Genomic DNA, 16,399 nt, shown 5'->3' on the forward strand with positions numbered 1-16,399 from the left:
GTCGGGCTCGGGGCGTCCGGCACCGCTCCCTGATCCGGCCTGATCGAGAAGGCCACGCTCCTAGCGCTCGGCCCCACGGAACGCGGCAGCGGCTATCCCCTTGATCCGCGCGAGCTCCTCGTCGGCGCTCTTGCCGGTCGACAGCAGCGAGTACACGAGCACGCGGTCCAGGTCGGGCGTGGTGAACACGCCGCTCGTGTAACCCTTGTTGGACCCCGTCTTGCCCCACACGACCAGGCCGCTGTCGAGCCGGAACGACATCAGTCCGCCGTAGCTGAAGTTCGCCCCGGGCACCGACGGCGTCGTGAACAGCAGCCGCCGCTCGGCCGGGCGCAGCAGTCCACCGCGTATCAGCGCCGTCGTGAAGTGCCGCAGATCCGACGCGTTCGACACGAGCCCGCCCTCCGCCCAGGCCCAGTCGTCGGCCGGCAGCCGGGTGTGCCGCAGGCCGAGCGGCCGCAGCACCCGGTCGTGCAGCTCCTCCGCGTACGTCCGGCCGGTCACCTTCTCGATCGCGAGCCCGAGGACGAAGGTGTTGATGCCGTTGTACTGGACCGTCGTCCCCGGGGCCGCCGGCGTCCCGCAGGAGACCGCCGACGTGACGACCTCCACCGGCGTGCCGGGGCGGGCGCACCGGGGCTTCTGCAGCCCGCTGGTGTGGCTGAGGAGCTGCCCGACGGTGATCGGTGCGAACGAGTCCGGCAGCAGGCCCGGCAGCAGTTCCTGGACCGTGTCGTCGAGCGACAGGCGCCCCTCGCCGACCAGTTGGAGCGCGACGGTGGAGGTGAACAGCTTGGTGACGCTGCCTATCGCGAACTCGGCCTCGGTCGGCGCGGTCCACTCGCCGGCCGTCCCGGTCCACCGTCCGTCCCGCCCGGTCACCTTCACCATGGCGCCCCGCACGTAGTCGTCGGGCAGTCCGGCGAGCGCCTTGCGCAGCGCCGCCGGGTCGACCCTGCCGGCGGCGGGCGCCACCACGGAGGGGGTCGGCGTCGCCGCGCTCGCGGGCACGGCCGCCCCCGCCACCACCAGTGCGGCCACTGCCGCCGCCGTCGTCCAACGCGCCTTGTTCATCCATGAGTTCGTCATGGATCAAGGTTCCCGCGCGGCCGACCCCCGGCACCATCGGGGACGACCCTGGTCCGCCCCTGAGGGCGGACCCTGAGGATCACCGGGAAGCGCGGCCGGCAACCCTGAGGACCACTCAGACGCTCAGCGAACGGGCGTAGTTGAGCTGCCCCATGACCCAGTGGATGGTGTCCGGGCCGGTCGCCGGGATCATCGTCGCGTGGTGCCGGCCGCCGCTCGTCACCGTGACCTGGATGAAGCCGGTGGTCTGCTTCTCCTTCATCAGCAGGAACAGCAGACCGAGCAGGCACAGCAGGAAGAAGATGATGGCGAGCACGATCGCGACCGTGGGGATCTTCTCCTCGGTCCGCGACATGTCCATCGCGTTCCACACCGCGCCCTTCAGCGGCATCGCCCCGGCCGGCGTGATGATCTGGTCGCCGACCACCGTGATGTCACCGAGGCTCAGCAGCGGGGCCCCCGCGCCCGCCCCCACCGGCATCGGCGCGTGCTGCGGCGGCACGGGCACGCCCGCGGCCACGGTCGGCTGGTAGGACGGCGGGGGCGTCTGCGGGTAGCCGTACCCCGGCGTCCCGGCCGGCTGGCCCGGTCCCCACTCGTAGCTTCCCGAGTCCTCTGCCTTGTAAGGGTTCGGCTCGCTCATGTTTCCCCGTCCTTCCTGGGCTTCAACGCTGCCCCAGATCCTGGCACATGAGCCCGCGTCGGCGGAGAGCGTGTGCCGGGGAACGCGAAGGGTCCCGCCTCCCTGGAGGGGGACGGGACCCGGACACGAACCGGCGGACGGCGTCCGCGCGTTCGTGAAGGCTAGAAGCGACGCGTGATCAGCGCGCGCTTCACTTCCTGGATCGCCTTCGTGACCTCGATGCCACGCGGGCAGGCGTCCGTGCAGTTGAACGTCGTGCGGCAACGCCACACGCCGTCCTTGTCGTTCAGGATCTCCAGGCGCTGCTCGCCCGCCTCGTCACGCGAGTCGAAGATGAAGCGGTGCGCGTTGACGATCGCGGCCGGACCGAAGTACTGGCCGTCGTTCCAGAAGACCGGGCAGGACGACGTGCACGCGGCGCACAGGATGCACTTGGTGGTGTCGTCGAAGCGCTCGCGGTCCTCGGCGGACTGCAGGCGCTCGCGGGTCGGCTCGTTGCCCTTGGTGACCAGGAACGGCATGACGTCCCGGTACGCCTGGAAGAAGGGCTCCATGTCGACCACGAGGTCCTTCATCACCGTGAGGCCCTTGATGGCCTCGACGGTGATCGGCTTCTCGGGGTTGATGTCCTTGATCAGCGTCTTGCAGGCGAGCCTGTTCTTGCCGTTGATCCGCATCGCGTCCGAGCCGCAGATGCCGTGCGCGCACGAGCGGCGGAAGGTCAGCGTGCCGTCCAGATCCCACTTGATCTTGTGAAGGGCGTCGAGCACGCGCTCCTTCGGGTCGATCTCGATCTGGAAGTCCTCCCAGACCGCCGCGTCCGAGACCTCGGGGTTGTAGCGGCGGATCCGGACGGTGACCGTGATGTACGGGGAGGCGGCGGACTCCGCCTCGACCTTGTCCAGTACGGGGGTAGCCATCAGTACTTACGCTCCATCGGCTGGTAGCGGGTCTGGACGACCGGCTTGTAGTCGAGACGGACGGTCTCGGAGCCGTCCTCGCCGACCTCGCGGTACGCCATGGTGTGGCGCATGAAGTTGACGTCGTCGCGGTTCGGGTAGTCCTCGCGGTAGTGACCGCCGCGGGACTCCTTGCGCGCCAGGGCCGAGACGGCCATGACCTCGGCCAGCTCAAGCAGGTTGCCCAGCTCGATGGCCTCCAGGAGGTCGGTGTTGAAGCGCTTGCCCTTGTCCTGGATGGACACGTTCTTGTAGCGCTCGCGCAGCTCGGCGATCTTCTCGACGGCCGTCTTGATGGTCTGCTCCGTACGGAACACCATCACGTTGGCGTCCATCGTCTCCTGGAGCTCGCGGCGCAGGTCGGCGACCCGCTCGTTGCCCGTGGAGTTGCGCAGGTTCTCGATCTGCGTGACGACCATGGACTCCGGGTTCTCCGGGAGCTCGACGAAGTCGGCCTTGGCCGAGTACTCCGCGGCGGCGATGCCGGAGCGCTTGCCGAAGACGTTGATGTCGAGCAGCGAGTTGGTGCCGAGACGGTTGGCGCCGTGCACGGAGACACAGGCGACCTCGCCGGCCGCGTACAGACCCGGGACGACGGTGGTGTTGTCCGACAGGACCTCACCCTCGACGTTGGTCGGGATGCCGCCCATGGCGTAGTGCGCGGTGGGCTGGATCGGGATCGGGTCCGTGTAGGGCTCGATGCCGAGGTACGTACGCGCGAACTCGGTGATGTCCGGGAGCTTGGCGTCGAGCTGCTCCGGCGGGAGGTGCGTCAGGTCCAGGTAGACGTGGTCGCCCTCGGGACCGCAGCCGCGGCCCTCACGGATCTCCGTGTAGATGGAGCGGGAGACGACGTCACGGGACGCGAGGTCCTTCATGACCGGCGCGTACTTCTCCATGAAGCGCTCGCCGTCCTTGTTGCGGAGGATGCCGCCCTCACCACGGGCGCCCTCCGTCAGCAGGATGCCCATGCGCCAGATGCCCGTCGGGTGGAACTGGAAGAACTCCATGTCCTCCAGCGGCAGACCGCGGCGGTAGCACGCGGCCTGGCCGTCACCGGTCAGGGTGTGGGCGTTGGAGGTCACCTTGAAGAACTTGCCGGTGCCGCCGGACGCGTAGATCACGGCCTTCGCCTGGAAGACGTGGATCTCGCCGGTGGCCAGCTCGTAGGCGACCACACCGGCGGAGTGCTTGACCCCGTCGACCTCGGTGATCAGCTGGTCCAGGACGTAGAACTCGTTGAAGAACTCCACGCCCTCCTTGACGCAGTTCTGGTACAGCGTCTGGAGGATCATGTGGCCGGTGCGGTCCGCGGCGTAGCAGGACCGGCGGACCGGGGCCTCGCCGTGGTTGCGCGAGTGACCGCCGAAGCGGCGCTGGTCGATGGTGCCGTTCGGGGTCCGGTTGAACGGCAGACCCATCTTCTCCAGGTCGAGGACGGCGTCGATGGCCTCCTTCGCCAGGATCTCGGCGGCGTCCTGGTCGACCAGGTAGTCACCGCCCTTGACCGTGTCGAAGGTGTGCCACTCCCAGTTGTCCTCCTCCACGTTGGCCAGCGCGGCGGCCATGCCGCCCTGCGCGGCGCCCGTGTGGGAGCGGGTGGGGTAGAGCTTCGTCAGCACGGCGGTGCGGCTGCGCTTCGTCGCCTCGATGGCGGCGCGCATGCCGGCGCCGCCGGCGCCGACGATGACGGTGTCGTACTTGTGGAACTTCATGACGTGGTTACCTCAGCCCCGTGCCTAGCGGATGTTCGGGTCGAAGGTGAAGATCACCAGCGTGCCCAGAAGGATGGTGAACACCGTGGCGGTGTACAGCAGGCCCTTGAGCCACAGGCGCGTGTTGGCACGCTCCGCGTAGTCGTTGATGACCGTGCGGAGGCCGTTGGCGCCGTGCAGCATCGCGAGCCACAGCATCAGCAGGTCCCAGACCTGCCAGAACGGGGACGCCCAGCGGCCGGCCACGAAGGCGAAGCCGATCTTGGAGACGCCGCCGTCCAGGAAGAGCTGGATCAGCAGGTGGCCGAGGACCAGGACGACGAGGACGACACCCGAGAGGCGCATGAAGAGCCACGCGGCCATCTCGAAGTTGCCCCGGGTCGCCCGCGGGGTCTTGCCGGTGCGCTTGCGGGGGGCCTCGATGTACGGGGCCGGGTTGTCCACGCCGTACGGGGCCGCGCCCTCGACGGGACCGATGGCGGAAGTGGTGTCAGCGGACATGTCTGGCGTCAGCTCCCGAACAGTTCACGTGCGGCGTGGCCGAGGACGGGGTACAGCGAGCCCGCCATCAGCACGACCCAGATGCCCACGACGGTCCAGAGCATCTGCTTCTGGTAGCGCGGGCCCTTGGACCAGAAGTCCACGGCGATGACACGGAGACCGTTCAGCGCGTGGAAGAGGATGGCGGCGACGAGGCCGTACTCGAGGAGTGCGACGATCGGCGTCTTGTACGTCGCCACGACATCGTCGTACGCCTCGGGGGAGACGCGGACGAGAGCGGTGTCCAGCACGTGTACGAACAGGAAGAAGAAGATGAGGACGCCGGTGACTCGGTGAGCCACCCAGGACCACATTCCTTCCCGGCCGCGGTACAGCGTTCCAGCCGGCACGGAAAAACCCTCCGGGAGCGGGGATCAGGGCCGGCCGGCTTCTCTGTCGGTCAGACCCGGCCGGGTACGGTCCACCGGCCCCGGTCATCGTAGCGACGACTTGTCGGTTCGCTCGCGCGGGGTCCATCGGTGTGATCAAACAGGCACGGACGGGCTATCGTTAGGCCCCGAATCGCCGTATACCGGGCGAACTCACCACGTGGCGATCGAACGGGTGAGCCGCGAACGGGCGAGCCGGCGGAGCTCGTCGGCGGCCACGACCCGTTCCTCCTCCCTTTCGTTGCCGAGACGTGACCGGATGCCCGCCAGGACCTGGTCCAGCCGCTCGCCGGCCGGGACGCCGTCCAGGCTGATCACGAAGGCGTGCCCGAAGCTGCTCTCGTACGCCGCGAGGGCGGCGCGCAGCGCGGTGCGGGCGGCCGGCGGCGCGTCCGGGTGGGGCAGGGTCGAGGTCTCGTAGGACAGCGCCTCGTCCAGATCGGGCCCGGACAGGTCGTAGCCGGCCTCGTCGGCGGCGGCGAGCAGCGCGTCGAGGGTCGGGTACGGCCGGTGCGCGGCCACCCGTTCGGCCCAGCGGCGGCTTCCGCAGCAGTCGAGCAGCAGCCCCTCGGCGAGCTCGGGGGAGGCCGCGTTGAAACGCACGAGCCCGCTGAGGTGCCGTCCGGCGCCCTGCTGGGCAGGTATGGCGGGGGAGACCGGGGGCCGACAGGGGGCGGCATGCGTGTCGCTGGTCAGCGGAGGCTCCGGGAGCGGTGGCGGAGAGGGGAGACCGATGGGGTGGATGTGACGCCACGCTATCGGCGGGAAGGGGGAAGTGTCCGACGGATGCGCGAATTTCACCTGGACGAGTGGGTTTCGTCGAAGGGGTGGACGGAAGGACCGGAAACCCCCGGGATGCCGTGATTCGCGCGTTGAGGGAGGATTCCGAGTGATGCGGTACTCCATACGGGGGCCCCGTAGGGGCCCCGCACTGATGGCGGCCGCGGTGGCACTGGTCACCGTGGCGGCCTGCTCGAACGGATCCTCCCCGGGGCCGCCCGCCGCCTCCGGCACGGGCGCCACCGCCTCGACCGCGGTGCCCACCTCGGCGGCGCCGCCACCGAGCCCGACGCCCACGAGGACCTACCCCCTCTCCGCCGCGCCCCGGGTGATCCCCGCCGTCCGCGCCCACGAGGCGGCCCGCGGCCCCGGCTGGAAGCCCGGCCCGGACGCCGGCGTCGTCGTGCCGGCGAAGGACGAGGCCGCGCTCGCCGACGAGGCCCGGCTGATCGCGGGCGAGCTGCGCGTCCCGTACCGGGGCACCGCGGCCGCCCGCCCGGGGGACGTCAGCCTGGCCCTCGACGGGCAGGGCGCCCCGGAGTCGTACACCCTGACCGTCCGCGACGGCGGGGTCCGGATCACCGGACCTGACCAGGCGGGCGTCTTCTACGGCACCCGTACGCTCAAGCAGTCCGTCAGGTCCACCGGCGCGATGCCCGAGGGCGTGGTCACCGACGCGCCCGCGAAGCCGCGGCGCGGACTGATGGTCGACATCGCCCGCAAGTACTTCACCGCCGGCTGGATCGAGGGCCGGCTGCGCGAGATGGCCGACCTCAAGCTCAACGAGCTCGGCCTGCACTTCTCCGACGACCAGGGCTTCCGCATCGCCTCGGACAGCCACCCCGAGGTGGTTTCCGCGAAGCACCTCAGCAAGGCCGAGGTGCGGCGGATCGTGGCCCTCGCCGCGAGCCTGCACATCGCGGTCGTCCCGGAGATCGACTCGCCGGGACACCTGGGCGCGGTCATCGCCGCCCACCCCGAGCTCCAGCTGGTCAGCGCGAGCGGGCGCACCCCGCGGGGCGCGGTCGACATCTCCGAGCCCGCCTCGGCGAAGATCGTCGACGAGCTGCTCCGCGAGTACCAGGGACTGTTCCCGGGCGCCGACTGGCACCTGGGCGGCGACGAGTACGTGGCCCTGATGTCGAAGAACCCCGAGGCGGCCTACCCGCAGCTCGCCCGCGCCGCGACCGCGAAGTACGGCGCGTCCGGCCGCGTGCAGGACCTCGCGACCGGCTGGCTCGACGACCGCGCGGCGGTCGTCCGGCCGAGCGGCAGGGCCCTGCGCGCCTGGAACGACGGCTTCTCCACCGGCGGCGTGGTGAGCGCGGCCAAGGACCTGCAGGTCGCGTACTGGACCGGCAAGGAGATCGGCGCCCGCCAGCCCGTCTCGTACCTGAGCGCGGGGCGGAAGCTCCTCAACTACAACGACGAGTACCTCTACTACGTCCTCGGCCAGCCGAACAAGTTCACCTACCCGACCGGCCGCCGCATCTACGCGGAGTGGACCCCGCTCGTCCTGCGCGGCAGCACCCCCGTCCCCGCGCGCTACGACTCCCAGATCCTCGGCGGCAGTTTCGCCGTCTGGGGCGACTTCCCGAACGCGCAGACCCAGACCCAGGTGGCGAACGGCATCCGCATGCCCCTGACGGCGACGGCCCAGAAGCTGTGGGACGCGCGGAAGCCGGTCCTGAGCTGGGAGGCGTTCACGGCGCTCGCGGGGCGGGTGCGCTGACGTACTCACCCCGGACTGAGTGATTTCGCCGTGGCGGCGGCCTTCCGGCGGCTCGTAGGTTCCGGTCATGCCCAGAACGAACCCGAACGGCCGGTCGTACGCCGTCGCTCCCCTGCTCCTCGCCGCCGCGGCCGCCGACGTCCTGGCCGCGTGGGCGGCCTTCGACGTGCGCGGCCTGTTCCTCGGCCCGCTCGCGGACCACCCCGACCCGGCGGGCTTCGGCGACCTGGACCTGATGATGGCCGGCACCGCCCAGTGCGTGGTGCTCCCGGCGACCGCGGCGCTCTTCGTGCTCTGGTTCCGGGGCCGGGACAAGGGGGTGGAGGCCGGCTGGACCGGGCGCGTCTGGTGGGCCGCCCTCGCCCTCGCCGCGCTCGCGCTGGCCGTCGGGACCTGGCGGTACGCCTCCGCCACCACCGTGCCCGCGTTCGTCACGGGCTCGACGTGGCTGGGCGCCGCCGACGCCCTGAACGCCGTCGTCGCTCTCCTCGGGATCCTTTACGTACGCCGTCTGACCCCTATGCAGGGCACGAACACCACTGGCATGATTCCGGCCGCGCAGTGACGAAAAAGCGTCGGGCGGCGCAGTAGTGGAAGTATGGCGTCCGCATCGTTGGCGAGGAGGCGTCCATGACGTCCGAGACGAGCACGAGCCTGCAGGAACTGATCGACGGAGCGGACGCACGGGGCCTCGCGGCCGCCGGGCTGGCGTGCCTGGACCGGTGTCTGCCGCTGCTCGCGCCCGAGCGCGCCGAGGTGTTGCGGCCCGTGTGGGCCGCGGTGGCGCGCGGGGACGGCGGGGCGTGGGCCGAGGCCGTCGGCAAGGCGCGGGTCGAGCTGGACGGCGCGGGCGGCGAGGACGCGGACGCCGGCGGAGTCGTCACGATGGTGCGCACGATGCTCGACGGCGTTCCCGCCGAGTGGGCCGAGGGGCCGCTGCGGGACTGGTCCGGGCAGTGCTCCACGATCGCGCTCACCGTGCACCGCCTGTACGACGCGACCGAGGCCGGCCCGCTGCACGCCGGCGAACTCCGCCGCCAGCAGGCCGTGCTGGAAGCGGCCGCGCACGGGCCGACCGGTCTGCGCCGGGCCCGCGAGCTGTCCATCGAGGGCGGACGGGTGCTGCGCGCGGTCGTCTCGCGCCGGGCACGGACCGCCTGAGCTCCCACGCGGCCCGAGCCGGCGAAGCGCGGGGGTGGCCGGCGCCGGCCACCCCCGCGCTTCGTACGGGACCTCGGGTCAGGCCTCCGGCCGCGGCTCCTCGATGTGCAGCGAGGCGATCGCCTCGGCGATCTCCCGCTCGGCCCGCGCCTTGTCGAGGCCGAGCCCCGCGAGCGGGCCCTTGCCGTCCTCGAACTCCATGAGGGCGAGCAGGATGTGCTCGGTGCCCACGAAGTTGTGCCCGAGGCGCAGGGCCTCGCGGAACGTGAGCTCCAGGACCTTCTTGGCGTCCGCGTCGTACGGGATGAGCGCGGGCACCTCCTCGACCGCCGGCGGCAGTGTCGCGGTGACCGTCTCACGGATCCGCTCCAGGGCGACGCCCTGGCCGACGATCCAGCGCCCGGCGAGCCCGTCGGGCTCGGCGAGCAGGCCGAGCGTCAGGTGCGCCGGGACCGTCTTGTCGTTACGGGCCGCGGAGGCCTCGTTCTGCGCAGCCATCACCACGTTCCGGGCCCGCGGCGTGAAGCGGCTGAAGCCGGCGTTCGGGTCCATCTTCGCCGCGTCCACCTCCTTGTCGTCCTTGGGGACGAAGCGCTTCTGGGCGGCCTGCCGGGTGACGCCCATGCTCTTGCCGATGTCGGTCCAGGAGGCGCCGGCCCGCCTGGCCTGGTCCACGAAGTGGCCGATGAGGTGGTCGGCGACCTCGCCGAGGTGGTCCGCCGCGATGACCGCTCCGGAGAGCTGGTCGAGGGCGTCCGGGTGGGACTTCTTGATCGCGTCGATCAGGTCGTCGAGACGCACGGGGTTGGTCATGCCGAGGGGATTCGTCATAGGTGCAACCCTAGGTTGACAGTGGAGGCATGTCAACGAGTGGTTGACAGTTGGTGTTGGGGAGTCGACGGCGGTCGTGGGCGGATCGGGGGTGAAGGGGCAAAAGCAAACGGGCGCCTCTGGGGAGGCGCCCGAAAAGGAAGACGACCGGGGCCGCCACCCCCCACAGGAGAGGCCCCGGTCGTCGTCCGCGGAGCCGCAGCACGGCCCCGTACTCCTAACAGCGCCGTGCGTGCGTTTTCTGTCACACCCCGCTCCGCCCCTGCTGACGCGGTACGAAGTTGCGAGTTGTACAAAGAACGGGACCCGCGTGGACGTGGCGCCCGAAAAGGACGTAGCGTTCTGCTGCGCCCGGGCGGCGTGGCGGTGACGACCAGCCGCGATGAGCGCGACGACGAACAGGTGTGGGGAGTGCTGGGGGACGAGGCGGAGCTGACGGCCGCAGTGCTCGCCGCGCAGGACGGCGACGAGGACGCCTTCCGTGCCGTGTACCGGGCGGTGCATCCCCGGCTCCTCGGCTACATACGGACCCTCGTCGGCGAGGCGGACGCCGAGGACGTCGCCTCCGAGAGCTGGCTGCAGATCGCCCGCGACCTCGACCGCTTCAGCGGTGACGCCGACCGCTTCCGCGGCTGGGCGGCCCGGATCGCCCGCAACCGCGCCCTCGATCACCTCCGGATGCGCGGCCGACGCCCTGCCGTCGGCGGCGACGAGACCGAACTCACCGACAAGCCCGCCGACTCCGACACCGCGGACGAGGCACTGGAAGCCCTGGCCACCGGCCGCACCATGCACCTCATCGCACAACTGCCGCAGGACCAGGCCGAGGCCGTCGTCCTGCGGGTCGTCGTCGGCCTCGACGCCAAGAGCGCGGCCGACACCCTCGGCAAGCGGCCCGGCGCGGTCCGTACCGCCGCCCACCGCGGCCTCAAGAAGCTCGCCGAACTCCTCGGCGCGCCCGGACCCGACGGGGACGCCACCCCACTGGACGGTGTCCCTCCGCAGCGTGGCCGACGGCCGGGGGTCACGACTCCCGGCGGTGTGACGCAATCGCGCGCGCGGACGCAGAAGGACATGTGATGGCCGACGAGCGGTACCAGTGGCTCGACCAGGAGGCCGCGGAGCGGCTGCTGCGCGGCGAGCCGGTCGACTCCGTCGACGACGTGTCCCGCGCGCAGGCCGAGATCCTCGCGCGGGCGCTCGACGCTGCCCGGACGCCGGTCGCCCTCGAACGGGCGGGCGAACTTCCCGGCGAGGCCGCCGCCCTCGCCGCCTTCCGCAAGGTCGTCGCCGAGCGCGCGGCGGAGGCCGTCGTACCCGGATCCGCCGGTCGTGCCACGACCGACCTCGGCGCCGTCCGCATCGCCCGCGTCCTGCCCGGCCGCGGCTGGGGACGCTCCCTGCGCTACGGCCTCGCCGCCGCGTTCGCCGCCGTCACGGTCGGCGGAGTGGCCGTCGCCGCCGGTACGGGAATGCTCCCGCTGACCGGCGAACCGGCGCCCGGGCGCTCGGTCACGGCCGCCGACACCACCGGCCCGAACGTCTCCGGCTCGCCGACCGGCGGCACCGGCACCGAGGTGCCCGGCGTCCCCACCGGTCCCGACGATCGGACCGCCGCTCCCGGCGCCACCGACGGCCCGACCACCGCCACGGCGGGGCCGGGCGGCGACGCCACCGCCACCCCCGGCACGAACCCGGGCGGGGCGGTGAACGAAGGCGACCAGTACCGCGACAAGGTGATCAAGGCCTGTCAGGACTTCCGCGCGGGCAGGCTCCCCGACAGCGGCCGGGAGCGGATCACGAGTGCGCTCAGGAGCGGTGAGACCGTGAAGCGCTACTGCGACCGGATCCTCTCCGGTGTGCCGGCCACCGCCACCACCAAGCCCTCCGCCGGGCGCACGCCCTCGGGCAGCGGCGGCTCCGGGAACGGCGGCTCCGGCAGCGGTTCCGACACGGGCGGCGCCGACGGCGACGACAAGAGCGATCGAGGCGAACAGGACCACGGCCGCGACAAGGGCCGCGGGCACGCGGCCAAGGACCGGCAAGCGGGCTCGCACGGGCCCGGGAAGCACGGCTCCGACCGCTCCCGTTCATAGCGCCGAAAGGCGGGTGTGACACTTTTCGACCCGCCGACGCTGTACTGAATGAGCCGACTGGTCATCGGCGAGCGCACGGAGCCGGGGTTCCCCCCGTACCTTCGGCTCGGCGCACCGGCGCGGGTGGGACACGTTCCCCCGGTCCCACCCGCGCCCCTTCCTCCTCAGCCGCCCTCGACCCCGCGGCTACCAGTGCACGACGACCTTGTCGCCCACCTTCACCTGGTCGAACAGCACCGCGAGCTTCCCCTTGTCCCGCACGTTGACGCAGCCGTGCGAGGCCCCGTTGTAGCCGCGGGCCGCGAAGTCCGCCGAGTAGTGCACGGCCTGGCCCCGGCTGAAGAACATCGCGTACGGCATCGGCGTGTGGTAGATCGTCGACGTCCAGTCGCGGGCCTTCCACTCGACCTTGAACTCGCCCTCGCGGGTCGGCGTGTTCTCCGAGCCGAAACGCACGTCGAACGACGACACGACCTTGCCGTCGATCATCCAGGCCAGCGTGCGGCTCTCCTTGCTGATGCACAGCACGCGACCGGTCAGGCAGCGCGGGTCGGGCGCGTCCAGCTTGTTGGTGGTGGCCGGACGCAGCTCGTCGGCGGTCGGCTCGCGCGTCATGCCGATCAGCTTCTGCCAGGTGGTCTCGTCGACCGTGCCCGTCTGCGGCAGCTCACGCTTCTTCTGGAAGGCCTTCACCGCGCCCGCGGTCATCGTCCCGAAGAAGCCGGTGGGCGCCCGATCGAAGTAGCCGACCTGCCGCAGCCGCGCCTGGAGCTCGCGCACCTGCGCGGTCTCGTCGCCGTCGTCCATGATCACCTTGGTCTTCGGCGGCTCGGTGGTGGCCGAGGCCGAGGGCGTCCCGGTGGACGGCGTGGCGGGCGAGGACGGCTTGTCGTCGCCCGTGGCGCTCGCCGTCGGTGCCGCCGTGGTGGGTGCCGGGCTGACCGTGCCCTTCCCGGTGTCACTGGCCTGGGCCGTACAGCCGGCGGCCAGGGCCACGGCCGTGGCGACCAGAACAGCCCTGCGTATGACGGACGAACGCTTCATCTCAGCCCCCCGGGAACGACGTGTCTACACAAGGGATGCTTCCCGCACCCGGGAGGTTGCGCATGTGACCGAAAAGAGACGTGCATCCTGTGAGGAAGGTCCCAGCGTGCTGCACTCCTCCACGTCGTACGGGCGCCACTACAGTCCGTCGCGAGGGTCGGTACCGCTCAGTAGCAGGTCTTCACGGGAGGCACACATGGCGCGCGAGTCGGAGTCCGGACTGCCCATCGAGCCGGTCTACGGGCCGGAGTCCCTGGAGGGCTGGGATCCGGCGGAGAAGCTGGGCGAGCCGGGCGGCTACCCCTTCACGCGCGGTGTCTACCCGTCGATGTACACCGGCCGGCCGTGGACCATGCGCCAGTACGCCGGTTTCGGCACCGCCGTGGAGTCCAACGCCCGCTACAAGCAGCTGATCGACAACGGCACCATGGGCCTGTCGGTCGCCTTCGACCTGCCGACCCAGATGGGCCACGACTCCGACGCGCCGATCGCGCACGGAGAGGTCGGCAAGGTCGGCGTCGCCATCGACTCCCTCGACGACATGCGGGTCCTCTTCGACGGCATCCCGCTGGACAAGGTGTCCACGTCGATGACCATCAACGCCCCCGCCGCCCTGCTGCTCCTGCTCTACCAGCTCGTCGGCGAGGAGCAGGGCGTCCCCGCGGACCAGCTCACCGGCACGATCCAGAACGACGTGCTGAAGGAGTACATCGCCCGCGGCACGTACATCTTCCCGCCCAAGCCCTCGCTGCGCCTGATCGCCGACATCTTCAAGTACTGCAAGGCCGAGATCCCGAAGTGGAACACGATCTCGATCTCCGGCTACCACATGGCCGAGGCAGGCGCCTCGCCCGCGCAGGAGATCGCGTTCACCCTGGCCGACGGCATCGAGTACGTCCGGACCGCCGTCGCCGCGGGCATGGACGTGGACGACTTCGCGCCACGCCTCTCCTTCTTCTTCGTGGCCCGCACGACCATCCTGGAGGAGGTCGCCAAGTTCCGCGCCGCGCGCCGGATCTGGGCGCGGGTGATGAAGGAGGAGTTCGGCGCGAAGAACCCCAAGTCGCTGATGCTCCGCTTCCACACCCAGACCGCCGGCGTGCAGCTCACCGCGCAGCAGCCCGAGGTCAACCTGGTCCGCGTCGCCGTCCAGGGCCTCGCCGCGGTCCTCGGCGGCACCCAGTCGCTGCACACCAACTCCTTCGACGAGGCGATCGCGCTGCCGACGGACAAGTCCGCCCGCCTGGCCCTGCGCACCCAGCAGGTGCTCGCCTACGAGACCGACGTCACCACCACCGTCGACCCCTTCGCCGGCTCCTACGTCGTGGAGAAGATGACCGACGACGTCGAGGCCGCGGCCCGGGAACTGATGACGAAGGTCGAGGACCTGGGCGGCGCGGTCAGCGCGATCGAGCGCGGCTTCCAGAAGAACGAGATCGAGCGCTCCGCGTACCGGATCGCGCAGCAGACCGACTCCGGCGAGCGGGTCGTCGTCGGCGTCAACCGCTACACGATCGACGTCGAGGAGCCCTACGAGCCGCTGCGCGTCGACCCGGCCATCGAGGCCCAGCAGGCCGACCGGCTCGCCAAGCTGCGCGCCGAGCGCGACCGGGCGGCCGTGGACGCCGCCCTGGCCGAGCTGAAGGAGGCTGCGGGGAGCGCAGCGGGCACGGTCAACGTCCTCTACCCGATGAAGGCGGCTCTCAAGGCCCGCGCCACCGTCGGCGAGGTCTGCAACGCCCTGCGCGAGGTCTGGGGCACCTACGTCCCCACCGACGCGTTCTGACACACCGCCCGACGCCGCCGTACGGGCCTCGGGGCCGGCGGCTGATCTTCCGCGATGCGAAACACCCGAGCGGAGTGTCGCACCCCCGTGCGACACTCCGCTTCATGCTGGGTGTCACCGATCTGCCGACCTATCTCGCGGGCCTCGTCCTCATCATCCTGCTCCCGGGGCCGAACTCGCTGTACGTGCTGTCCGTCGCCGCCCGCAAGGGCACACGCACCGGATACAAGGCCGCCGCCGGGGTGTTCACCGGCGACACGGTCCTGATGACCCTCGCCGCACTCGGCGCGGCCTCGCTGCTGCAGACCACGCCGCTGCTCTTCATGATCGTGAAGTACGCGGGCGCGGGCTATCTGGCCTGGATGGCGTACGGGATGCTGCGCGCCGCCCTGGCGATGTGGCGCTCCCGCGGCGCGTCCCTGGCCGACGAGGCGGACGACGCCGCCGAGGGGACCGGGCCGGTGGAGCGCCCCTACCGCAGGGCGCTGATCATCAGCCTGTTCAACCCCAAGGCGATCCTCTTCCTGATCTCCTTCTTCGTGCAGTTCGTGGACCCGTCCTACGCCTACCCGGCGCTGTCCTTCCTGGTCCTCGGCACCCTGCTGCAGCTCGGCAGCTTCCTCTACCTGACGACCCTCATATTCGGCGGCACGCGCCTCGCCGCCGCCTTCCGGCGCCGCAAGCGCCTCTCCGCGGGCGCGACCTCGGCCGCCGGCGCGCTCTTCCTCGGCTTCGCCGTGAAGCTCTCGCTCAGCAGCGCCGCCTGACCGGTTGACCCTCACACCGTGTGAGGCCGTTCCGTAGGGGGCGTCATGTTCACCATCGGAGACTTCGCCCGGCACGGGCGGGTGTCGGTCCGCATGCTGCGTCATTACGACGCCATCGGACTGCTGCGCCCGGCCCACGTCGACCCGCACAGCGGCTACCGCTTCTACTCCGCGGACCAGCTCGCCCGGCTCAACCGCGTCATCGCGCTCAAGGACCTCGGCTTCACCCTCGAACAGGTGGGGACGATCCTCGGCGACGCGATCGGCGCCGACGAGCTCCGCGGGATGTTGCGCCTGCGCCAGGCCGAGCTGGAGACGGCCCTGGGGGAGGCGCGGGCCCGGCTCGCCCAGGTCGGCGCGCGGCTCCGAGCCATCGAGAGCGAGGGACGCATGTCCACGCAGGACGTCGTCGTCAAGAAGGTCCCCGCCGTGCGGATCGCCGAGCTGAGCGGAACGGCCGGCAGTTTCGGCCCGAAGGACATCAGCCCGGTCATCGGCCCGCTGTACGACGAGCTGTGCGGCCGGCTGGAGGCCGCCGGCGTCAGCGGCTTCGGGCCGGGGATCGCGTACTACGAGGACGCGGGCAGGGGTGACGGCTCGGTCCTCGTGCACGCGGGCATGACCGTCCCCGAGGGGACGGAGGCGGAGGGCGTCCTGGTGCACGTCCTGCCCGGCATCGAGGAGGCCGCCACCATCGTCCACCGGGGCTCCATGGACGACATCCTCCCGACCGCGCAGACCCTGGCCGGCTGGATCGACACCAACGGCTACCGGTCCACCGGATACGCCCGCGAGCTGTACCTGGAGTGCCCCGAGGACCCGGCCGGCTGGGTGACCGAGATCCAGGAGCCCGTCACCCGCGCCTGA

17 protein-coding genes are annotated in these 16,399 nt (G+C 71.2%); 8 read left to right on the forward strand and 9 right to left on the reverse strand.

The genetic code is table 11. From position 1 onward, the window contains the following. Positions 1–60: 60 nt before the first annotated feature. From AB0M16_RS02395 to AB0M16_RS02425, 7 genes are all read right to left on the reverse strand, one after another. Positions 61–1,089, reverse strand: a complete 1,029-nt coding sequence (locus AB0M16_RS02395; protein ID WP_365337799.1) for a serine hydrolase domain-containing protein — start codon at positions 1,087–1,089, stop codon at positions 61–63. A gap of 115 nt (positions 1,090–1,204) precedes the next feature. Continuing rightward, positions 1,205–1,732, reverse strand: a complete 528-nt coding sequence (locus tag AB0M16_RS02400) for a hypothetical protein (RefSeq protein WP_365337801.1) — start codon at positions 1,730–1,732, stop codon at positions 1,205–1,207. A gap of 161 nt (positions 1,733–1,893) precedes the next feature. Further along, complete coding sequence (locus tag AB0M16_RS02405; RefSeq protein ID WP_365337803.1) at positions 1,894–2,652, reverse strand: succinate dehydrogenase iron-sulfur subunit; 759 nt, start codon at positions 2,650–2,652, stop codon at positions 1,894–1,896. Then, entirely contained in the window at positions 2,652–4,406 is a 1,755-nt protein-coding gene (sdhA, locus tag AB0M16_RS02410) for a succinate dehydrogenase flavoprotein subunit (protein WP_365337805.1), read from the reverse strand. Before sdhA ends, AB0M16_RS02405 begins: the two co-directional genes overlap by 1 nt. A gap of 24 nt (positions 4,407–4,430) precedes the next feature. Next, positions 4,431–4,907, reverse strand: a complete 477-nt coding sequence (locus tag AB0M16_RS02415) for a succinate dehydrogenase hydrophobic membrane anchor subunit (RefSeq protein ID WP_365337807.1) — start codon at positions 4,905–4,907, stop codon at positions 4,431–4,433. An 8-nt stretch (positions 4,908–4,915) separates the two neighbouring features. Next, the gene (sdhC, locus tag AB0M16_RS02420; RefSeq protein WP_123954581.1) at positions 4,916–5,296 is read right to left on the reverse strand and encodes a succinate dehydrogenase, cytochrome b556 subunit; all 381 of its coding nucleotides are present in this window, start codon (positions 5,294–5,296) and stop codon (positions 4,916–4,918) included. Positions 5,297–5,488: 192 nt separating this feature from the next. Continuing rightward, positions 5,489–5,899, reverse strand: a complete 411-nt coding sequence (locus AB0M16_RS02425) for a 2-oxo-4-hydroxy-4-carboxy-5-ureidoimidazoline decarboxylase (RefSeq protein ID WP_365337968.1) — start codon at positions 5,897–5,899, stop codon at positions 5,489–5,491. A 370-nt stretch (positions 5,900–6,269) separates the two neighbouring features. Here AB0M16_RS02425 and AB0M16_RS02430 point away from each other — a divergent pair, with 370 nt between their 5' ends. The 3 genes from AB0M16_RS02430 (at position 6,270) to AB0M16_RS02440 (ending at position 9,008) form a co-directional block, all read left to right on the forward strand. Then, a complete protein-coding gene (locus tag AB0M16_RS02430; protein ID WP_365337809.1) occupies positions 6,270–7,847 on the forward strand; it encodes a glycoside hydrolase family 20 protein in 1,578 nt (525 codons plus the stop codon). A gap of 67 nt (positions 7,848–7,914) precedes the next feature. Further along, positions 7,915–8,412 carry a hypothetical protein gene (locus AB0M16_RS02435; RefSeq protein WP_365337811.1) on the forward strand — a complete coding sequence of 166 codons (498 nt, stop codon included), beginning with the start codon at positions 7,915–7,917 and terminating at the stop codon, positions 8,410–8,412. Positions 8,413–8,477: 65 nt separating this feature from the next. Continuing rightward, positions 8,478–9,008, forward strand: coding sequence for a hypothetical protein (locus AB0M16_RS02440; protein WP_365337813.1), 531 nt, complete (start codon positions 8,478–8,480; stop codon positions 9,006–9,008). Positions 9,009–9,086: 78 nt separating this feature from the next. On the opposite strand, the gene AB0M16_RS02445 is transcribed toward AB0M16_RS02440, so the two are convergent. Continuing rightward, positions 9,087–9,839 (reverse strand): Clp protease N-terminal domain-containing protein, encoded by a 753-nt coding sequence (locus tag AB0M16_RS02445; protein ID WP_365337815.1) that lies wholly within the window; start codon positions 9,837–9,839, stop codon positions 9,087–9,089. Positions 9,840–10,250: 411 nt separating this feature from the next. Here AB0M16_RS02445 and AB0M16_RS02450 point away from each other — a divergent pair, with 411 nt between their 5' ends. Both AB0M16_RS02450 and AB0M16_RS02455 read left to right on the forward strand, forming a co-directional pair. Then, entirely contained in the window at positions 10,251–10,919 is a 669-nt protein-coding gene (locus AB0M16_RS02450) for an RNA polymerase sigma factor (RefSeq protein ID WP_365337970.1), read from the forward strand. Then, a complete protein-coding gene (locus AB0M16_RS02455) occupies positions 10,919–11,935 on the forward strand; it encodes a hypothetical protein (protein ID WP_365337817.1) in 1,017 nt (338 codons plus the stop codon). The genes AB0M16_RS02450 and AB0M16_RS02455 overlap by 1 nt, the downstream gene beginning before the upstream one ends. A 186-nt stretch (positions 11,936–12,121) precedes the next feature. Here AB0M16_RS02455 and AB0M16_RS02460 read toward each other — a convergent pair whose 3' ends face one another. Further along, positions 12,122–12,979 (reverse strand): L,D-transpeptidase family protein, encoded by an 858-nt coding sequence (locus tag AB0M16_RS02460; RefSeq protein WP_365337819.1) that lies wholly within the window; start codon positions 12,977–12,979, stop codon positions 12,122–12,124. Between the two features lie 196 nt (positions 12,980–13,175). Between AB0M16_RS02460 and AB0M16_RS02465 the strand changes: the two genes are divergently transcribed. The 3 genes from AB0M16_RS02465 to AB0M16_RS02475 all read left to right on the forward strand — a co-directional run bounded on the left by AB0M16_RS02465 (position 13,176) and on the right by AB0M16_RS02475 (position 16,399). Next, positions 13,176–14,765, forward strand: coding sequence for a methylmalonyl-CoA mutase family protein (locus tag AB0M16_RS02465; protein WP_365337821.1), 1,590 nt, complete (start codon positions 13,176–13,178; stop codon positions 14,763–14,765). Positions 14,766–14,869: 104 nt separating this feature from the next. After that, on the forward strand, positions 14,870–15,532 hold the full coding sequence (leuE, locus tag AB0M16_RS02470; protein WP_365337823.1) for a leucine efflux protein LeuE: 663 nt from the start codon (positions 14,870–14,872) through the stop codon (positions 15,530–15,532). A gap of 45 nt (positions 15,533–15,577) precedes the next feature. Further along, positions 15,578–16,399 carry a MerR family transcriptional regulator gene (locus AB0M16_RS02475; RefSeq protein WP_365337825.1) on the forward strand — a complete coding sequence of 274 codons (822 nt, stop codon included), beginning with the start codon at positions 15,578–15,580 and terminating at the stop codon, positions 16,397–16,399.

The organism is Streptomyces sp. NPDC051921 (genome assembly GCF_040680975.1).
Lineage (GTDB): Bacteria > Actinomycetota > Actinomycetes > Streptomycetales > Streptomycetaceae > Streptomyces.